Below are 13,607 nucleotides of genomic sequence, written 5' to 3'. Positions count from 1 at the left end.
AGGAATCCGAAGCATGCTGAAGGACGGCCCCACAATCTCACGGCCACCCATCACGCACTGGCCCACCCCGGCCCTGGACGGGGTCGACTTCGACCCCGTCCTCGCCGACCTGATGCGGGCGGGCCCGGTGACCCGCATCAGGCTTCCCAACGGAAGCGGGTGGGCCTGGCTCGTCTGCCGGTACGAAGACGTGCGGATGGTGGCCAACGATCCCCGGTTCAGCCGAAAGCTGGTCGCGGAACACGACGTCACCCGTTTGGCCCCGCACTTCATCCCCGCACCCGGTGCGGTCGGTTTCGAGGACCCGCCCGACCACACCCGGCTGCGCCGCACCGTCGCGGCGGCCTTCACCACCAGCGGAGTGGAGCGCCTGCGCACCCGGGCCCAGGAGATGCTCGACCCCCTCGTCGAGGGCATCCTGCGCGACGGGCCGCCCGTGGACCTGACCGAGCGCCTGCTCGCTCCCTTCCCGCTCGCCCTCGTGTGCGAGCTGATGGGCGTGCCGGAGCCCGACCGGACCATGGTCCACGAATGGACCACGCTGATCCTCTCCTCGGCCCAGGGCGCGCAGCGCAGCGAGCAGGCCAAGAACGACATGTGCGCCTACCTGGGCGCACGCATGCGCAACGGGGAAGTGGCGGGCGGTGACAGCGTCATCGGGCTCCTCGTCAAGGCAGTCGAGGCCGGCGAGGTCACCGAGGAGGAGGCCACCGGCCTGGCCCTGCTCATCCAGATCGGGGGCGAGGCCGTCACCAACAACGTGGGCAACATGGTCTACATCCTGCTCACCCGGCCGGACCTGATGGAACGGCTGCGCAGCACACCCGACCTGCGGCCTTCGGGACTCAACGAGCTGCTGCGCTACATCCCGCACCGCAACGCGGTCGGGCTCTCCCGGATCGCCCTCGAAGACGTCGCCGTTGCCGGCCAACTCATCCGGGCGGGCGAAGCGGTCTACGTCTCCTACCTCGCCGCCAACCGCGACCCGGACGTCTTCCCCGACCCCCACGAGCTGCACCTGGACCGCAGCCCCAATCCGCACGTGTCCTTCGGGTACGGACCCCACTTCTGCCCCGGGGCCATGCTGGCCCGGCTTGAAGCGGAACTACTGTTGGACGCGCTCCTCGACCGCTTCGAGGACGTGCGCCTCAGCGTCCCGGTGAGCGAACTGCGTTGGCGGCCCGGGGCCCTCATCCGTGGGCCCGAGGGCCTGCCGGTGACCTGGTCATGACCGCGCACGCCGCCCGCGACGGGCTGCTCGTGCCACCGGGCCACGGCCGGAAGCTGCAAACCGACGCCCAGCAGGTCACGTTCAAGGTCACCGGGGAGCACTCCTCGGTGGCTTCGAGCTTCGAGGTCGTCGTACCGCCCGGATTCGACGTCGGAGCCCACCTGCACACCCGCAGCGAGGAGCTGTTCTACGTCCTGGAGGGTGAACTCGACGTCATGGCCTTCGAGCCGCGCGTCCGTATCGGCGAAGACTGGCGAGACTGGGAGTCGCTCGACGGACGTCAGGTCGTCCGTGCCACACCAGGAACCGTCATCGTCGTTCCGCCCGGCTGTCCGCACGCCTTCGCGAACCCCACCGGCGAACCGGCCCGGATGTTCTTCCAAGCCTCGCCGCCCCCCGATCACGAGCGGTACTTCGAGGAGCTCCTCGCCCTGCTCGACACGGGCGTCACCCCCGATCCCGCCGCGATCCGCGAACTGCGGATGCGCTACGACATCGAACAGCTCACGCCGCTGCGCCACGAGCTGCCCTGACCACCCCGGCACGCCCTGACCACCACCGCAAGAACCGCAATACCCCCCACTCACACCATTCTCGGGAGAATCCATGCTGCGCACCCGCCGCAAACTCCGCACCGCTACGTACGCCCTGGCGGGCACGGTCGCCGCTGCCGCCTCGCTCGCGGCGGGCCCGGCCCGGGCCGCCGAGCCCCTGCCGTCCCACTGGTGCTACGTCAACGGTGTCGAGGCCCGGCCCGGACAGGTGGTGAGGGGCACGTCGGGCAACGACACGATCCTGTGCGAGAACGACGTCGAGAACGCGATCATCTACGGCGGGGCCGGCAACGACAACATCCGGGTCAAGGGGATCCTGGTCGACTCCCAGGTGCTCGGCGGCGAGGGCGACGACACCCTCCAGGTGAACAACCTCTACCCGCGCAACGGCAACTCATCGGTGCGCGGCGGTGCGGGCGACGACACCATCATCACCGCCCTCGTCGTGGGCACGGCGGCGCACGGGGCCACCGTCTACGGCGACCACGGCAACGACAACATCACCACCGGCAGTGTGCTGGGCGAGCCCGGCGAGTACCAGCGCGGCGGCGGCCAGGTGTTCGGCAACGACGGCAGGGACCTGATCCGCACGGGCAACATCGACCTCGGCGGCCGGGTACTCGGCGGCAGCGAGAACGACATCATCGAGCCGAAGTCCGTCGGCGCGGAGTCCGCGGGGGTCGTCCAGGGCGGTCCGGGCGACGACAAGGTCCGCGGCCAGAACGACACCGTCCTGACGATCGGCCCCGGCTACGCTCAGGTCGACGGCGGCCTCGGCGCCAATGCCTGCAAGCTGAAGCACTTCTCGACCGGAGACCGGGTCCGCAGCTCGGTCGCGAACTGCCGGCTGACGGGCGCGGCCCCCGCCCCCGCGTCGCCGGTCACCCCCGCTACCCCGGCGAAGCCGGCCGCTCCCGCCACCACCTCACCGCACTGAGGGACGGCGGCCGCCCGGAGCGCCGTGTGCGCGCTCCATGGACAGGCCGCCGGGCAACATCAGCAGGGTCAGCACCGCGCCGCCGACGAAGATCGCCGCCGAAGCCGTGAAGACCGTGTGGTAACTCTCCAGGGCAGCCCGCGCCATGAGGTCCGGCGTGGGCTGCCTGCCTGCGAGGGAGCGGGCGACGGCTCCGCCGGCAAGGGTGCTCATCAGCGCCGTGCCGACGGAGCCGCCCGTCTGTCGCATGGCGTTGACCGTCGCGGAACCGACCCCGGCGTCCCGCGGATCGATGCCCGCCGTACCGAGGTTCATGGCGGCCGCCGTGATCAGGCCCATGCCGAGTCCCGTGGCCACCTGGCCCGGCAGGACATCGACGACGTACGGGCCGGTCGCCGTCAGGGTCGCCATCCAGGCCATGCCGCACGCCGACAGCACCATGCCGGTGACGATGCGCGGACGTCCGCCGATCCTGCCGAGCAGGCCCATGTTGCTGCCGATCGCGCCGATCATGATGCATCCGGACATCGGCATGAAGGCCAGGCCGGTCCTGGCCGGGCTGTACCCCCGGGTGTGCTGGAAGTAGTACGTGAGGAACAGGAACACGCCGAACATCCCGACCCCGGTGATGAACACGGACGTGAGCGCCGTGCCCCGGACCCGGTCGAGCACGATGCGCAAGGGCAGCAGCGGGTGCGCGCTGCGCCGCTGCCACCAGACGAACGCGGCCAGCAGGACGGCGCTGGCGGTCAGGAAGCCCAGGGTGTGCGCGGACTCCCAGCCCAGCGGTCCCGCCGTGGCCAGACCGTAGACCAGGCAGAAGAGACCCGACGAGGCCAGCACCGTACCGGGCAGGTCAAGCTGGGGAGGAGTGGTGGGGGCCGGCCGCTTGAGCAGCACGCCGCCGGCGCCGACGGCGACGGCGGCGAAGAGCACGTTCACGTACATGGTCGAGCGCCAGCTCAGGTCCTCGGTGAGGAAACCTCCCAGCAGGAGCCCGACGGCGCCCCCGGACGCGGCGAGCGAACCGAACACGCCGAAGGCCTTGCCACGTTCGGCGGGGGCGGAGAACGTCGTGGTGAGCAGCGAGAGCGCGGCGGGAGCCAGCAGCGCTGCGAACACGCCCTGGAGGGCACGCGCCGTGACGAGGACCCCGAAGGTGGTCGCGGCGCCGCCGAGTGCCGAGGCCGCGGCGAAGCCGAGCTGGCCGATGAGGAAGGCCCGCCGCCGCCCGAACAGATCGGCGAGCCGCCCACCGAGCAGCAGAAGACTTCCGAAGCTGATGGCGTACGCGGTCACCACCCACTGCCGCTGGTCATCGGGGAACCCGAGATCGGCCTGTGCGGAGGGCAGGGCGATGTTCACGATGGTGGCGTCGAGGACGACCATGAGTTGGGCGAGGCCGATGACGGCGAGGATCCACCACCGGCGCGGATCGGGCGGCGCTGCGGCGGCGTGGACGGCTGGATCGGTGCTGGTTCCGGGACGGGTCGGCTCTGCGGACATGGTGGCACTCCATGGTTTCCGCTCGATCTCGCTGGCGAGAGTGCGTGCGCGGGTGCGGGGACTGTCTGGTTCGACGATGCGTGAGACGGCCGCGACGCCCACGCGCCACGCCACGATGCCGTCCGGATGGACCAGTGCCTCGTTCGTTTTCCTACGGTTGCCCCTCCTTCCCCTCCTTGCTGCGCTTCTTGTCCTTCTTCCGTCGAAGCGCCCCGGCCGGGCGACCGGCGTGGAGCTCCAGCGGGCCCGTGCCCTCGACGCGGGTGCGCAGGCAGGCTTCGATCTGGCGGCGCAGTGACGGTTTGACCAGGGCCCGCAACTGATCGGCGGGCACGGTCCGCCACCGGAGCAGTTCCGAACGCGGCAGGCGGATGCGGGCCAGGGTGGGGGAGTCCAGGACCCCGCCGTCGTAGAGGAAGCGGATCCGGGCCGGATAGCCGGGCTTGTGCGACCAGTTGACGCCCAGCAGCCGGCCCGGTTCGAGGAGGAGACCGAGTTCCTCGCTGACCTCCCGCCGGGCGGCGGCGCGCGGGGTTTCGCCCAGATCGCTGTCGATGCCGCCGCCGGGCAGGTTCCAGCGCCCCGGCGTGCCGTACGCGGGCTCCACCAGCAGGACCGCCCCGGCCGCGTCCGTGCACAGCACGCTCGCCGCGGTGATCGCCTTGGGACGGGCGGCCCGGTGGCTCGCGGCGTCGAAGGAACCGGCGTGCTCCAGGGCTGCGCGCTCCGCCGGGTCCAGGCCCGCCGGGGAGCCCGGCTGGGGCACTCCGTCGACGAGGTGCGCGAAGGACCCGGAGCGCAGGGCGGCCAGGCCGGCCCGCAGCCGGGGCGCGCTCCGGGCGGGCAGCACCGCGTACGCCCGGTCCGGCGCGAGCCACCGCGCGGCGGCGACCTCGTGGTCCGCGCGGGAAGCAGCGCACACCCGTTCGGGCGGGAGCGGCCCGACGAGGTGGACATGGGCGATCAGGGAGCGGCCGAGGGAGCCGGGGCGGCGGGACTCCACGGCGAGCAGCCGCCCGACCGGGACGGCCAGGCCCAGCTGCTCGTGCAGTGCGCGGGCCAGGCCTTCCTCCGGTGTCTCGGTGTGCCCCACCGTGCCGCCGGGGAGGTCCGGGAGGTCCGGGTCCCCTTCGCCCGAGGGGGGCAGGACGAGGACGCGCCCGCCGGGGTCGAGGACGATTCCGATGGCGATGATGAGCGGGGCCGAAGGGCCGGCGTGCTGGGTGCGCCCCGGGTCGGTGGAGGGGCGGCCGGTGGGGCGGCCGGTCGGGCGTTCGGCGGGGAGGTCGGGCACTGCGGGCTCCTGTGGATCGTGCGGGAGTACGGGGATCCGTACCCGGCGCGCGCCCGCCGCCCTCGGCGGTCAGGCCCGGGCCAGGAGCATCCCGCCCATCGTGACCATGGTCGCCGCGACGAGCCCGTCCAGCACCCGCCAGGCCGCGGGGCGGGCGAGCAGGCCGCTGAGCAGTCGGGCGCCGTAGCCGAGGGTGGCGAACCAGATCAGGCTGGCCAGTCCGGCCCCTACGCCGAAGGCCCACCGCAGGTCACCCCGGTCGGCGGCGAGCGAGCCCAGGAGCAGGACGGTGTCCAGGTAGACGTGCGGGTTGAGCCAGGTCATGGCCAGGCAGGTCAGGACGGCCCGGCGGCGGGACGCGGCGGTGGCGCCCTCGGTGTCCAGGGCGGCGCCGGGGGTGGGCCGCAGCACCCGGCGGGCGGCGAGGAATCCGTAACAGATCAGGAATCCGCCGCCGGCGACGGCGACCGCGGTCAGGGCGGCGGGCCAGGCCGTCACGAAGGCTCCGACGCCGGTGACGCCGAGGGCGATGAGGACCGCGTCGGAGACGGCGCAGATGGCGACCACGGCGAGAACGGCGTGCCGGCGTGCGCCCTGCCGCAGGACGAAGGCGTTCTGCGCGCCGATGGCGACGATGAGGGAGAGTCCGGTGCCGAAGCCGGCGAGTGCCGCGGTGAAGATGCCGTGTGTCATGCGTTCGACCGTAGGCGGCGGCGCGGTGTTCAGTACAGCTAAAGATTTTTACGTACCCTTAGCGATCGTGATGGACGAGCTTCCCCTGGACCAGGTACGTACCCTCCTCGCCGTGGTGGACGAGGGCACCTTCGATGCGGCGGCCGCGGCCCTGCACGTCACCCCCTCCGCCGTCAGCCAACGGGTCAAGGCCCTGGAGCAGCGCACCGGACGGGTCCTGCTGATGCGGACGAAACCAGTGCGCGCGACCGAATCCGGGCAGGTGGTGGTCCGCTTCGCGCGGCAGCTGGCCCGACTGGAGCGGGACGCACGGGCCGAGCTCGGCATGGCGCAGGAGTCGGGCGGTCCGGTGCGGCTGCCGATCGCGGTCAACGCGGACTCCCTGGCGACGTGGTTCCTGCCGGCGCTCACGCTGGTGCCGCAGGATCCACCGATCCTCTTCGAACTGCACCGGGAGGACGAATCGCACACCACGGCGCTGCTGCGGGAGGGCCAGGTGATGGCGGCGGTCACCTCCTCGCCGGACCCGGTGGCGGGGTGCACCGTGCGCGGGCTCGGGCTGGCCCGGTACCTGCCGGTGGCGAGCCCCGCATTCGTGGCGCACCATCTGACGGGGACGCTCGCGCAGGCCCTCCAGGAAGCTCCGGTGATCGTGTTCGACCGCAGGGACGAACTCCAGGACGCGTTCGTCCGGTCGCTGACGGGGGATCGTGACGCCGGGGCGGGGCCACTGCGTCACCACGTCCCGACCTCGGAGGGGTTCTGCGGCGCGGTGGCCGCCGGGCTGGGATGGGGGCTGGTACCGGAATCGCAGGCGGAGCCACTGCTGCGGGCGGGCGGCCTCGTACTGCTGGTGCCGCGGCGGCCGTTGGACGTCCCCCTGTACTGGCAGCAGTGGAAACTCGACTCCCCGGCGCTGTCGACGCTGGCGGAGGTGGTCGCGGCTGCGGCGGCCAAGGCCCTGCGCTAGTCGTATTGCCGTGCCGTGCCGTGCCGTGCGTCGCGGGCCGGTGACCTTTCCGGTCGCAGCACCCCCCGTAAGCTGCGCTCATGGAGTCCTACACGATCGGCCAGGCTGCTCGGCTGCTGGGCGTGAGCGTCGACACGGCCCGGCGCTGGGCGGATGCCGAACGGTTCCCCACCCGCCGGGAGGGTGCGCGGCGGATGGTGGACGGGCCGGACCTGGCCGCGTTCTGCGTGGAGGTGGCCCAGGAGGGCGGCGAGGGCGAGGACCTCCCGTACACCTCGGCGCGCAACGCCTTCCCGGGGATCGTCACGGCCGTGAAGCTGGGCATCGTCGACGCCCAGGTCGAGATCCAGGCCGGGCCGCACCGCATCGTTTCGCTGCTCACCCGGGAGGCGGTGGAGGAGCTCGGTTTCGAGGTGGGCGCGCGGGCCGTGGCCCGGGTGAAGTCGACGAGCGTGTTCATCGACCGCGCCTGACGGTCGCAGGCGAGTCCTGCCGGTCACGCAGCACCGCGGGCTCGGGCCCGAGCCCGGCGGGGGCAGGTCCGGCGTTGGTGGCAGACTTGCGGCTGATCCGCCGAAGGGGAGTACGTCGTTGTCCATGTTCAGCAACCTGCGCCGGGCCGTGCGCCGCGGCTACCGGCGGGCCGTCGATCTCAGCCACCCGGCCCGTTCCCCCCTCGGCAGCGCGGTGGTCAACTGCGTGGTCTACCTGGACGGCGAACGGCAGGACGGCTGCACCGAGGTCGAGGAGGCGCTGCGGCGGGTCCGCAAGACGGGCGACGGGTTCGTCTGGATCGGCCTGCACGAACCGACCACGGAGGAACTCGCGGGACTGGCCCGGCTCTTCGGCCTGCACCCCCTCGCCGTCGAGGACGCCGTGCACGCGCACCAGCGCCCCAAGGTGGAGCGGTACGACGACATACTGTTCTCCGTCTTCAAGACCGTGCGCTACGTCGAGCACGAGGAGCTCACCGCGACGAGCGAGGTGGTGGAGACCGGCGAGTTGATGGTCTTCACCGGAGACGACTTCGTCATCACCATCCGGCACGGCGGACGCGGGACGCTCGGCCCGGTCCGCGAGGCCCTGGAGGCGGCGCCGGCCCAACTGGCCAAGGGTCCGGCGGCCGTTCTGCACGCCATCGCCGACCACGTCGTCGACGACTACGTGGCCGTCACGGACGCGGTGCAGAACGACATCGACGCCGTCGAGACCGCGGTCTTCAGCGAGCACGGCGGTCGGGGCGACGCAGGCCACATCTACCAGCTCAAGCGTGAACTGCTGGAACTGCGCCGGGCGGTGGGTCCGCTGAGCCGGCCGCTCCAGCACCTGGCCGCGCAGCCGATACCGGTCATCCCGGCCGAGGTCCGCGCGTACTTCCGGGACGTCGCCGACCATCTGTCCCGGGCCACCGACCAGATCGGCGCGTACGACGCCCTGCTCGACTCCATCCTGCAGGCCCACCTCGCACAGGTGACGGTCGCGCAGAACGAGGACATGCGCAAGATCACGGCGTGGGCGGCGATCGTCGCCGTGCCGACCATGGTCTGCGGGATCTACGGCATGAACTTCGACAACATGCCGGAACTGCACTGGACGTACGGGTATCCGATCGTGGTCGGCGTCATGGCCCTGGGGTGCTTCGTCATCCACCGGGGCTTCCGGCGCAACGGCTGGCTCTGACCTATCGCCCCCGAAGGCGACCTGACGACCCTGACGACCCGTCCGCCGCGCACCGCGCGCACGGGTCGAGCAACCCACACCTCCCCTCCGGAACCGACCGGTGGGCACCCGGCGCCGCACAGGGCGTGCGGGGGTATTGAGCTGCCTCGAATTCTGGTAGTAAAGTTTCCTAACGAAATCGGGTAAGCCTCAACTCCCTCATGGAGGTCTTGTGTTCACCCCCCACCGCAAGAGGATGGCCGTCGGCGCCCTGCTCGGTAGTGCGCTGATCGCCGTGCCGTTCACCGCCCACGCCACCGCGGCACCCGCACCCGCTCCGGCCTCGGTTTCGGCCGCCGCCGTATCGGCCGCGGCCGTCGGGCTCGACGATCCGGCGAAGAAGGACATCGCCATGCAGATCGTCTCCAGCGCGGAGAACTCCTCGCTGAACTGGAAGGCGCAGTACAAGTACATCGAGGACATAGACGACGAACGCGGTTACACCGCCGGCATCATCGGCTTCTGTTCCGGCACCGGCGACATGCTCGACCTCGTCGAGTACTACACCCAGGTCAAGCCGGGCAACGTGCTCGCCAAGTACCTGCCGGCCCTGCGCAAGGTCAACGGCACGGACTCGCACGCCGGTCTCGACCCGAACTTCACCAAGGACTGGGCGAAGGCGGCCCAGGACAGCGAGTTCAAGAAGGCCCAGGACCACGAGCGCGACCGCGTCTACTTCAACCCGGCCGTCAAGCAGGGCAAGTCCGACGGGGTGGGCACGCTCGGCCAGTTCATCTACTACGACGCCATCGTCATGCACGGCGACGGCACCGACTCCACCAGCTTCCGCAACATCCGCAAGCGGGCCCTGTCCAAGGCCAAGCCCCCGTCCCAGGGCGGCAACGAGACCACGTGGCTGAACGCCTTCCTCGACGCCCGCGTCTGGGCGATGAAGCAGGAGGAGGCGCACAGCGACACGAGCCGCGTCGACACCGCGCAGCGGGTCTTCCTCAAGAAGGGCAACCTGAACCTCAACACCCCGCTCGACTGGAAGGTGTACGGGGACCCCTTCCACATCGGCTGAGTCGGCCGGCCCACCCGCGGCGCCCCGAGCCGGACCCCTCCCGGCCCGGGGCGCCCGTGCGTGGGCGTCGGCAACGCGCATGTCGCAGTGGCGTAACGATGTGGGCCCGGAGGGGCCTGTTCCGAGGGTGGTGAGCGGTCACCGGAACGGATTTGGAAGGGCTCTTGGGGCTCTCCAGCCTCACGAAAAGGCCCCTGTCACCCCTGTTTCGTCACCCCATGTGACCTGACATGATCCGTGGGTTCCAAGTGGCGCCCGGTACCGGTGTTTTTGGCTGGAGAACCCCAGGAACGCGGCTCTTCCGGCGGCTTGTGAAGTGGCTTGACCGCCGCGTAAGCGGGGCATAAGTTCTGCCCCGGCTTGCTCCAGCAGGACGGGCCCACGAACCGTCCTCTGGGGGGACACATGCACTACTACACCGACGTTCTGAAGAAGTACACCGTCTTCTCCGGCCGCGCCCGCCGGCAGGAGTACTGGATGTTCACCCTCTTCAACCTGGCCGCGCTGATCATCGTCGCCATCCTGGACAACGCGATCGGCACGTACCCGCTCCTGTACGCGATCTACGCGCTGGCCGTCTTCCTCCCGGGCCTCGCCGTCGGCGTGCGCCGCCTGCACGACATCGGCAAGTCCGGCTGGTGGCTGCTGATCGCCCTCGTCCCGCTGGTCGGCGGCATCTGGCTCCTCGTCCTCATGGCGACCGAGGGCCAGGCGCAGCCGAACCAGTACGGTGCGAACCCCAAGGCCGTCCAGGTCTGATCGGGCCCGTACGCCCGAGTGCCCGAGCGCCGTCCCCGGCTGGAAACAGCCGCCGGACGGCGCTCTCGCCGTTTTCCAGGGGCCCCGGCCGGGTCCCGCAGGGCCGTTCGGCGGGCCCCGCAGGGATCTTCGGGGGTCCCGCAGGGCTTCCGCCGGCCCCGAGTGACACGCGTCTCGTGACGCTCGCGGCAGGGGGCTGTCCAGACCGGCCCGATCACGAGATATCTTGATGTCGAGCAATGTTGCAGACGAGAGACGCAGACTGTGGAGCGGAGCATCCGGTGACTGACTCGACCATCATCTACACGCACACTGACGAGGCCCCGGCCCTCGCGACGTATTCCTTCCTGCCTGTGGTCCAGGCGTACGCGTCGACGGCCGGTGTGAATGTCGAGACCCGTGACATCTCCCTGGCCGGTCGGATCATCGCCAGCTTCCCCGAGCACCTCGAGGAGGGCCAGCGGATCGCCGATGCCCTCGCCGAGCTCGGCGAGCTGGCGAAGACGCCGGAAGCGAACATCATCAAGCTGCCCAACGTCTCGGCCTCGATCCCGCAGCTGAAGGCCGCGATCGCCGAGCTCCAGGGCCAGGGCTACGCCCTCCCGGACTACCCGGACGACCCGAAGACCGACGAGGAGCGCGAGGCCCGCGCCCGCTACGACAAGATCAAGGGCAGCGCCGTCAACCCGGTCCTGCGCGAGGGCAACTCCGACCGCCGCGCCCCCGCCTCGGTCAAGAACTACGCCAAGACGCACCCGCACCGCATGGGCGCCTGGACCCCCGAGTCGAAGACGAACGTCGCCACCATGGGCGCCGACGACTTCCGCTCCACCGAGAAGTCCACCGTGATCGCCGAGGCCGGCACGCTCCGCATCGAGCACGTCGCCGCCGACGGCGCCACCACCGTCCTGCGCGAGTCCGTACCGGTCCTCGCCGGTGAGGTCGTCGACGCGGCCGTCATGCGCGCCGCCGCCCTGAACACCTTCCTCGCCGAGCAGATCGCCCGCGCCAAGGCCGAGGGCGTCCTCTTCTCCGTGCACCTCAAGGCCACGATGATGAAGGTCTCCGACCCGATCATCTTCGGCCACGTGGTCCGCGCCTTCTTCCCGAAGACCTTCGCGAAGTACGGCGAGGCCCTGGTCGCCGCGGGTCTGTCCCCGAACGACGGCCTCGGCACCATCCTCAAGGGCCTGGACGGCGTCCCGCACATCGGTGCCGAGATCAAGGCCTCCTTCGAGGCCGAGATCGCCGAAGGCCCGACCCTCGCGATGGTCGACTCCGACAAGGGCATCACCAACCTGCACGTGCCGTCCGACGTCATCGTCGACGCCTCCATGCCGGCCATGATCCGCACCTCCGGCCACATGTGGGGCCCGGACGGCGCCGAGGCCGACACCCTCGCCGTCCTGCCGGACAGCAGCTACGCCGGCGTCTACCAGGTCGTCATCGACGACTGCCGCGCCAACGGCGCGTACGACCCGTCCACCATGGGTTCGGTGTCGAACGTCGGCCTCATGGCGCAGGCGGCCGAGGAGTACGGCAGCCACGACAAGACCTTCGAGATCGCCGCCGCGGGCACCGTCCGCCTCGTCGACGCCGAGGGCAACGTGGTCCTGGAGCAGGAGGTCGCCGCCGGCGACATCTTCCGTGCCTGCCAGGCGAAGGACCTGCCGATCCGCGACTGGGTCAAGCTCGCCGTCACCCGCGCCCGTGCCACCGGCGTCCCGGCCGTCTTCTGGCTGGACGAGAGCCGCGCGCACGACGCGCAGCTGATCGCCAAGGTCAAGACGTACCTCGCCGACCACGACACCGAGGGTCTGACCATCAAGATCCTCTCGCCGGTCGAGGCCACCGCCTTCTCCCTGGAGCGCATCCGCCGCGGCGAGGACACCATCTCGGTGACCGGCAACGTGCTGCGCGACTACCTGACCGACCTCTTCCCGATCCTGGAGCTGGGCACCAGCGCCAAGATGCTGTCGGTCGTCCCGCTGATGAACGGCGGCGGCCTCTTCGAGACGGGCGCCGGCGGCTCCGCCCCGAAGCACGTCCAGCAGCTGGTCAAGGAGAACTACCTGCGCTGGGACAGCCTCGGCGAGTTCTTCGCGCTGGCGGCCAGCTTCGAGCACCTCGCGACCACCACCGGCAACGCCCGCGCCCAGGTGCTGGCCGACACCCTGGACCGCGCGACCGGCACCTTCCTCAACGAGGACAAGTCGCCGAGCCGCAAGCTGGGTGGCATCGACAACCGCGGCAGCCACTTCTACCTCGCCCTCTACTGGGCGCAGGAGCTGGCCCAGCAGACCGACGACGCCGCGCTCGCAGCCGCGTTCGCCCCGCTCGCCAAGACGCTCGGCGAGCAGGAGGAGACCATCGTCGGCGAGCTCATCGCCGTCCAGGGCTCCCCGGCCGACATCGGTGGCTACTACCAGCCGGACGCCGCCAAGGCCTCGGCGGTCATGCGGCCGTCCGCCACCTTCAACCAGGCGATCGCGACCCTCGCGTAGGGTCACCCGGTCCCTCAGCGTTCCGCCCCGGTCGGCAGCCGCCGACCGGGGCGGACCCGTCTGCGCGCCCGCCACGCCGCCGTGATCAGCGCCGCGACGCGTGCGGGCTTCACCCCGGAGGGCACCCTGCGCGCTCCGCCCGGGTGTCCGGGGCCTCCGTCGACGACGTGGTCCTCGGGCTGCCCGTGGAGGAGTGGAAGCGGTCGGACGACGTCCCGCAGTGAGCACTGGCGCCCGTGAGGGGGTGAACAACAGTCGCATTTTTCATCAGTAGTTATCTGCCTTCATCAGCTTTTATCCTGATGGTGTGAGGCTTTCCGGGTGGGCGGCGCGCAACGGTGTGCACTACCAGACCGCGTGGGCCTGGGCGAAGGAGGGCCGTATGCCGGTCCCTGTCGTGCAGACACCGTCCGGTA

The 13,607-nt window shown here is 70.9% G+C and carries 12 protein-coding genes; 9 read left to right on the top strand and 3 right to left on the bottom strand.

Going from position 1 to position 13,607, the window contains the following annotated elements:
* The first annotated feature begins 13 nt into the window (after positions 1 to 13).
* The 3 genes from ABZZ20_RS34640 (at position 14) to ABZZ20_RS34630 (ending at position 2,722) form a co-directional block, all read left to right on the top strand.
* The gene (locus ABZZ20_RS34640) at positions 14 to 1,231 is read left to right on the top strand and encodes a cytochrome P450 (RefSeq protein WP_356876613.1); all 1,218 of its coding nucleotides are present in this window, start codon (positions 14 to 16) and stop codon (positions 1,229 to 1,231) included.
* Positions 1,228 to 1,764: a cupin domain-containing protein gene (locus ABZZ20_RS34635; protein WP_356876611.1), complete on the top strand. Its 537-nt coding sequence runs from the start codon at positions 1,228 to 1,230 to the stop codon at positions 1,762 to 1,764. The genes ABZZ20_RS34640 and ABZZ20_RS34635 overlap by 4 nt, the downstream gene beginning before the upstream one ends.
* 73 nt (positions 1,765 to 1,837) lie before the next feature.
* A complete protein-coding gene (locus tag ABZZ20_RS34630) occupies positions 1,838 to 2,722 on the top strand; it encodes a hypothetical protein (RefSeq protein WP_356876609.1) in 885 nt (294 codons plus the stop codon).
* Here the strand turns inward: ABZZ20_RS34630 and ABZZ20_RS34625 are convergent.
* The 3 genes from ABZZ20_RS34625 to ABZZ20_RS34615 form a co-directional block, all read right to left on the bottom strand.
* The gene (locus ABZZ20_RS34625) at positions 2,711 to 4,228 is read right to left on the bottom strand and encodes an MFS transporter (protein ID WP_356876607.1); all 1,518 of its coding nucleotides are present in this window, start codon (positions 4,226 to 4,228) and stop codon (positions 2,711 to 2,713) included. The two genes, ABZZ20_RS34630 and ABZZ20_RS34625, sit on opposite strands and share 12 nt — an antisense overlap.
* A gap of 151 nt (positions 4,229 to 4,379) precedes the next feature.
* Positions 4,380 to 5,522, bottom strand: coding sequence for an NUDIX hydrolase (locus ABZZ20_RS34620; protein ID WP_356876605.1), 1,143 nt, complete (start codon positions 5,520 to 5,522; stop codon positions 4,380 to 4,382).
* A gap of 69 nt (positions 5,523 to 5,591) precedes the next feature.
* Positions 5,592 to 6,215 (bottom strand): LysE/ArgO family amino acid transporter, encoded by a 624-nt coding sequence (locus ABZZ20_RS34615; RefSeq protein ID WP_356876603.1) that lies wholly within the window; start codon positions 6,213 to 6,215, stop codon positions 5,592 to 5,594.
* Between the two features lie 70 nt (positions 6,216 to 6,285).
* Between ABZZ20_RS34615 and ABZZ20_RS34610 the strand changes: the two genes are divergently transcribed.
* The 6 genes from ABZZ20_RS34610 to ABZZ20_RS34585 all read left to right on the top strand — a co-directional run bounded on the left by ABZZ20_RS34610 (position 6,286) and on the right by ABZZ20_RS34585 (position 13,191).
* Positions 6,286 to 7,185 (top strand): LysR family transcriptional regulator ArgP, encoded by a 900-nt coding sequence (locus ABZZ20_RS34610; RefSeq protein ID WP_356876601.1) that lies wholly within the window; start codon positions 6,286 to 6,288, stop codon positions 7,183 to 7,185.
* Positions 7,186 to 7,265: 80 nt separating this feature from the next.
* Positions 7,266 to 7,658, top strand: coding sequence for a TOBE domain-containing protein (locus ABZZ20_RS34605; RefSeq protein ID WP_356876599.1), 393 nt, complete (start codon positions 7,266 to 7,268; stop codon positions 7,656 to 7,658).
* Between the two features lie 124 nt (positions 7,659 to 7,782).
* Positions 7,783 to 8,865 carry a magnesium/cobalt transporter CorA gene (gene corA / locus ABZZ20_RS34600; RefSeq protein ID WP_356876597.1) on the top strand — a complete coding sequence of 361 codons (1,083 nt, stop codon included), beginning with the start codon at positions 7,783 to 7,785 and terminating at the stop codon, positions 8,863 to 8,865.
* Positions 8,866 to 9,100: 235 nt separating this feature from the next.
* Complete coding sequence (locus tag ABZZ20_RS34595; protein WP_356876639.1) at positions 9,101 to 9,928, top strand: chitosanase; 828 nt, start codon at positions 9,101 to 9,103, stop codon at positions 9,926 to 9,928.
* A 405-nt stretch (positions 9,929 to 10,333) separates the two neighbouring features.
* Positions 10,334 to 10,687 carry a DUF805 domain-containing protein gene (locus ABZZ20_RS34590; protein WP_356876595.1) on the top strand — a complete coding sequence of 118 codons (354 nt, stop codon included), beginning with the start codon at positions 10,334 to 10,336 and terminating at the stop codon, positions 10,685 to 10,687.
* A 281-nt stretch (positions 10,688 to 10,968) separates the two neighbouring features.
* The gene (locus tag ABZZ20_RS34585; protein ID WP_356876593.1) at positions 10,969 to 13,191 is read left to right on the top strand and encodes an NADP-dependent isocitrate dehydrogenase; all 2,223 of its coding nucleotides are present in this window, start codon (positions 10,969 to 10,971) and stop codon (positions 13,189 to 13,191) included.
* Positions 13,192 to 13,607: the final 416 nt, after the last annotated feature.

The organism is Streptomyces sp. NPDC006430 (genome assembly GCF_040612395.1).
GTDB lineage: Bacteria > Actinomycetota > Actinomycetes > Streptomycetales > Streptomycetaceae > Streptomyces.
The sequence above is the reverse complement of the archived record's forward strand: the minus strand, read 5'-3'. Positions and strand labels throughout refer to the sequence as shown.

What these genes read in the sequence shown, in the direction of transcription:
- ABZZ20_RS34640 (WP_356876613.1), top strand. Translation starts at nt 14, where the DNA reads ATGCTGAAGGACGGCCCCACAATCTCACGGCCACCCATCACGCACTGG.
- ABZZ20_RS34635 (WP_356876611.1), top strand. Translation starts at nt 1,228, where the DNA reads ATGACCGCGCACGCCGCCCGCGACGGGCTGCTCGTGCCACCGGGCCAC.
- ABZZ20_RS34630 (WP_356876609.1), top strand. Translation starts at nt 1,838, where the DNA reads ATGCTGCGCACCCGCCGCAAACTCCGCACCGCTACGTACGCCCTGGCG.
- ABZZ20_RS34625 (WP_356876607.1), bottom strand. Translation starts at nt 4,228, where the DNA reads ATGTCCGCAGAGCCGACCCGTCCCGGAACCAGCACCGATCCAGCCGTC.
- ABZZ20_RS34615 (WP_356876603.1), bottom strand. Translation starts at nt 6,215, where the DNA reads ATGACACACGGCATCTTCACCGCGGCACTCGCCGGCTTCGGCACCGGA.
- ABZZ20_RS34610 (WP_356876601.1), top strand. Translation starts at nt 6,286, where the DNA reads ATGGACGAGCTTCCCCTGGACCAGGTACGTACCCTCCTCGCCGTGGTG.
- ABZZ20_RS34605 (WP_356876599.1), top strand. Translation starts at nt 7,266, where the DNA reads ATGGAGTCCTACACGATCGGCCAGGCTGCTCGGCTGCTGGGCGTGAGC.
- corA (WP_356876597.1), top strand. Translation starts at nt 7,783, where the DNA reads ATGTTCAGCAACCTGCGCCGGGCCGTGCGCCGCGGCTACCGGCGGGCC.
- ABZZ20_RS34595 (WP_356876639.1), top strand. Translation starts at nt 9,101, where the DNA reads ATGGCCGTCGGCGCCCTGCTCGGTAGTGCGCTGATCGCCGTGCCGTTC.
- ABZZ20_RS34590 (WP_356876595.1), top strand. Translation starts at nt 10,334, where the DNA reads ATGCACTACTACACCGACGTTCTGAAGAAGTACACCGTCTTCTCCGGC.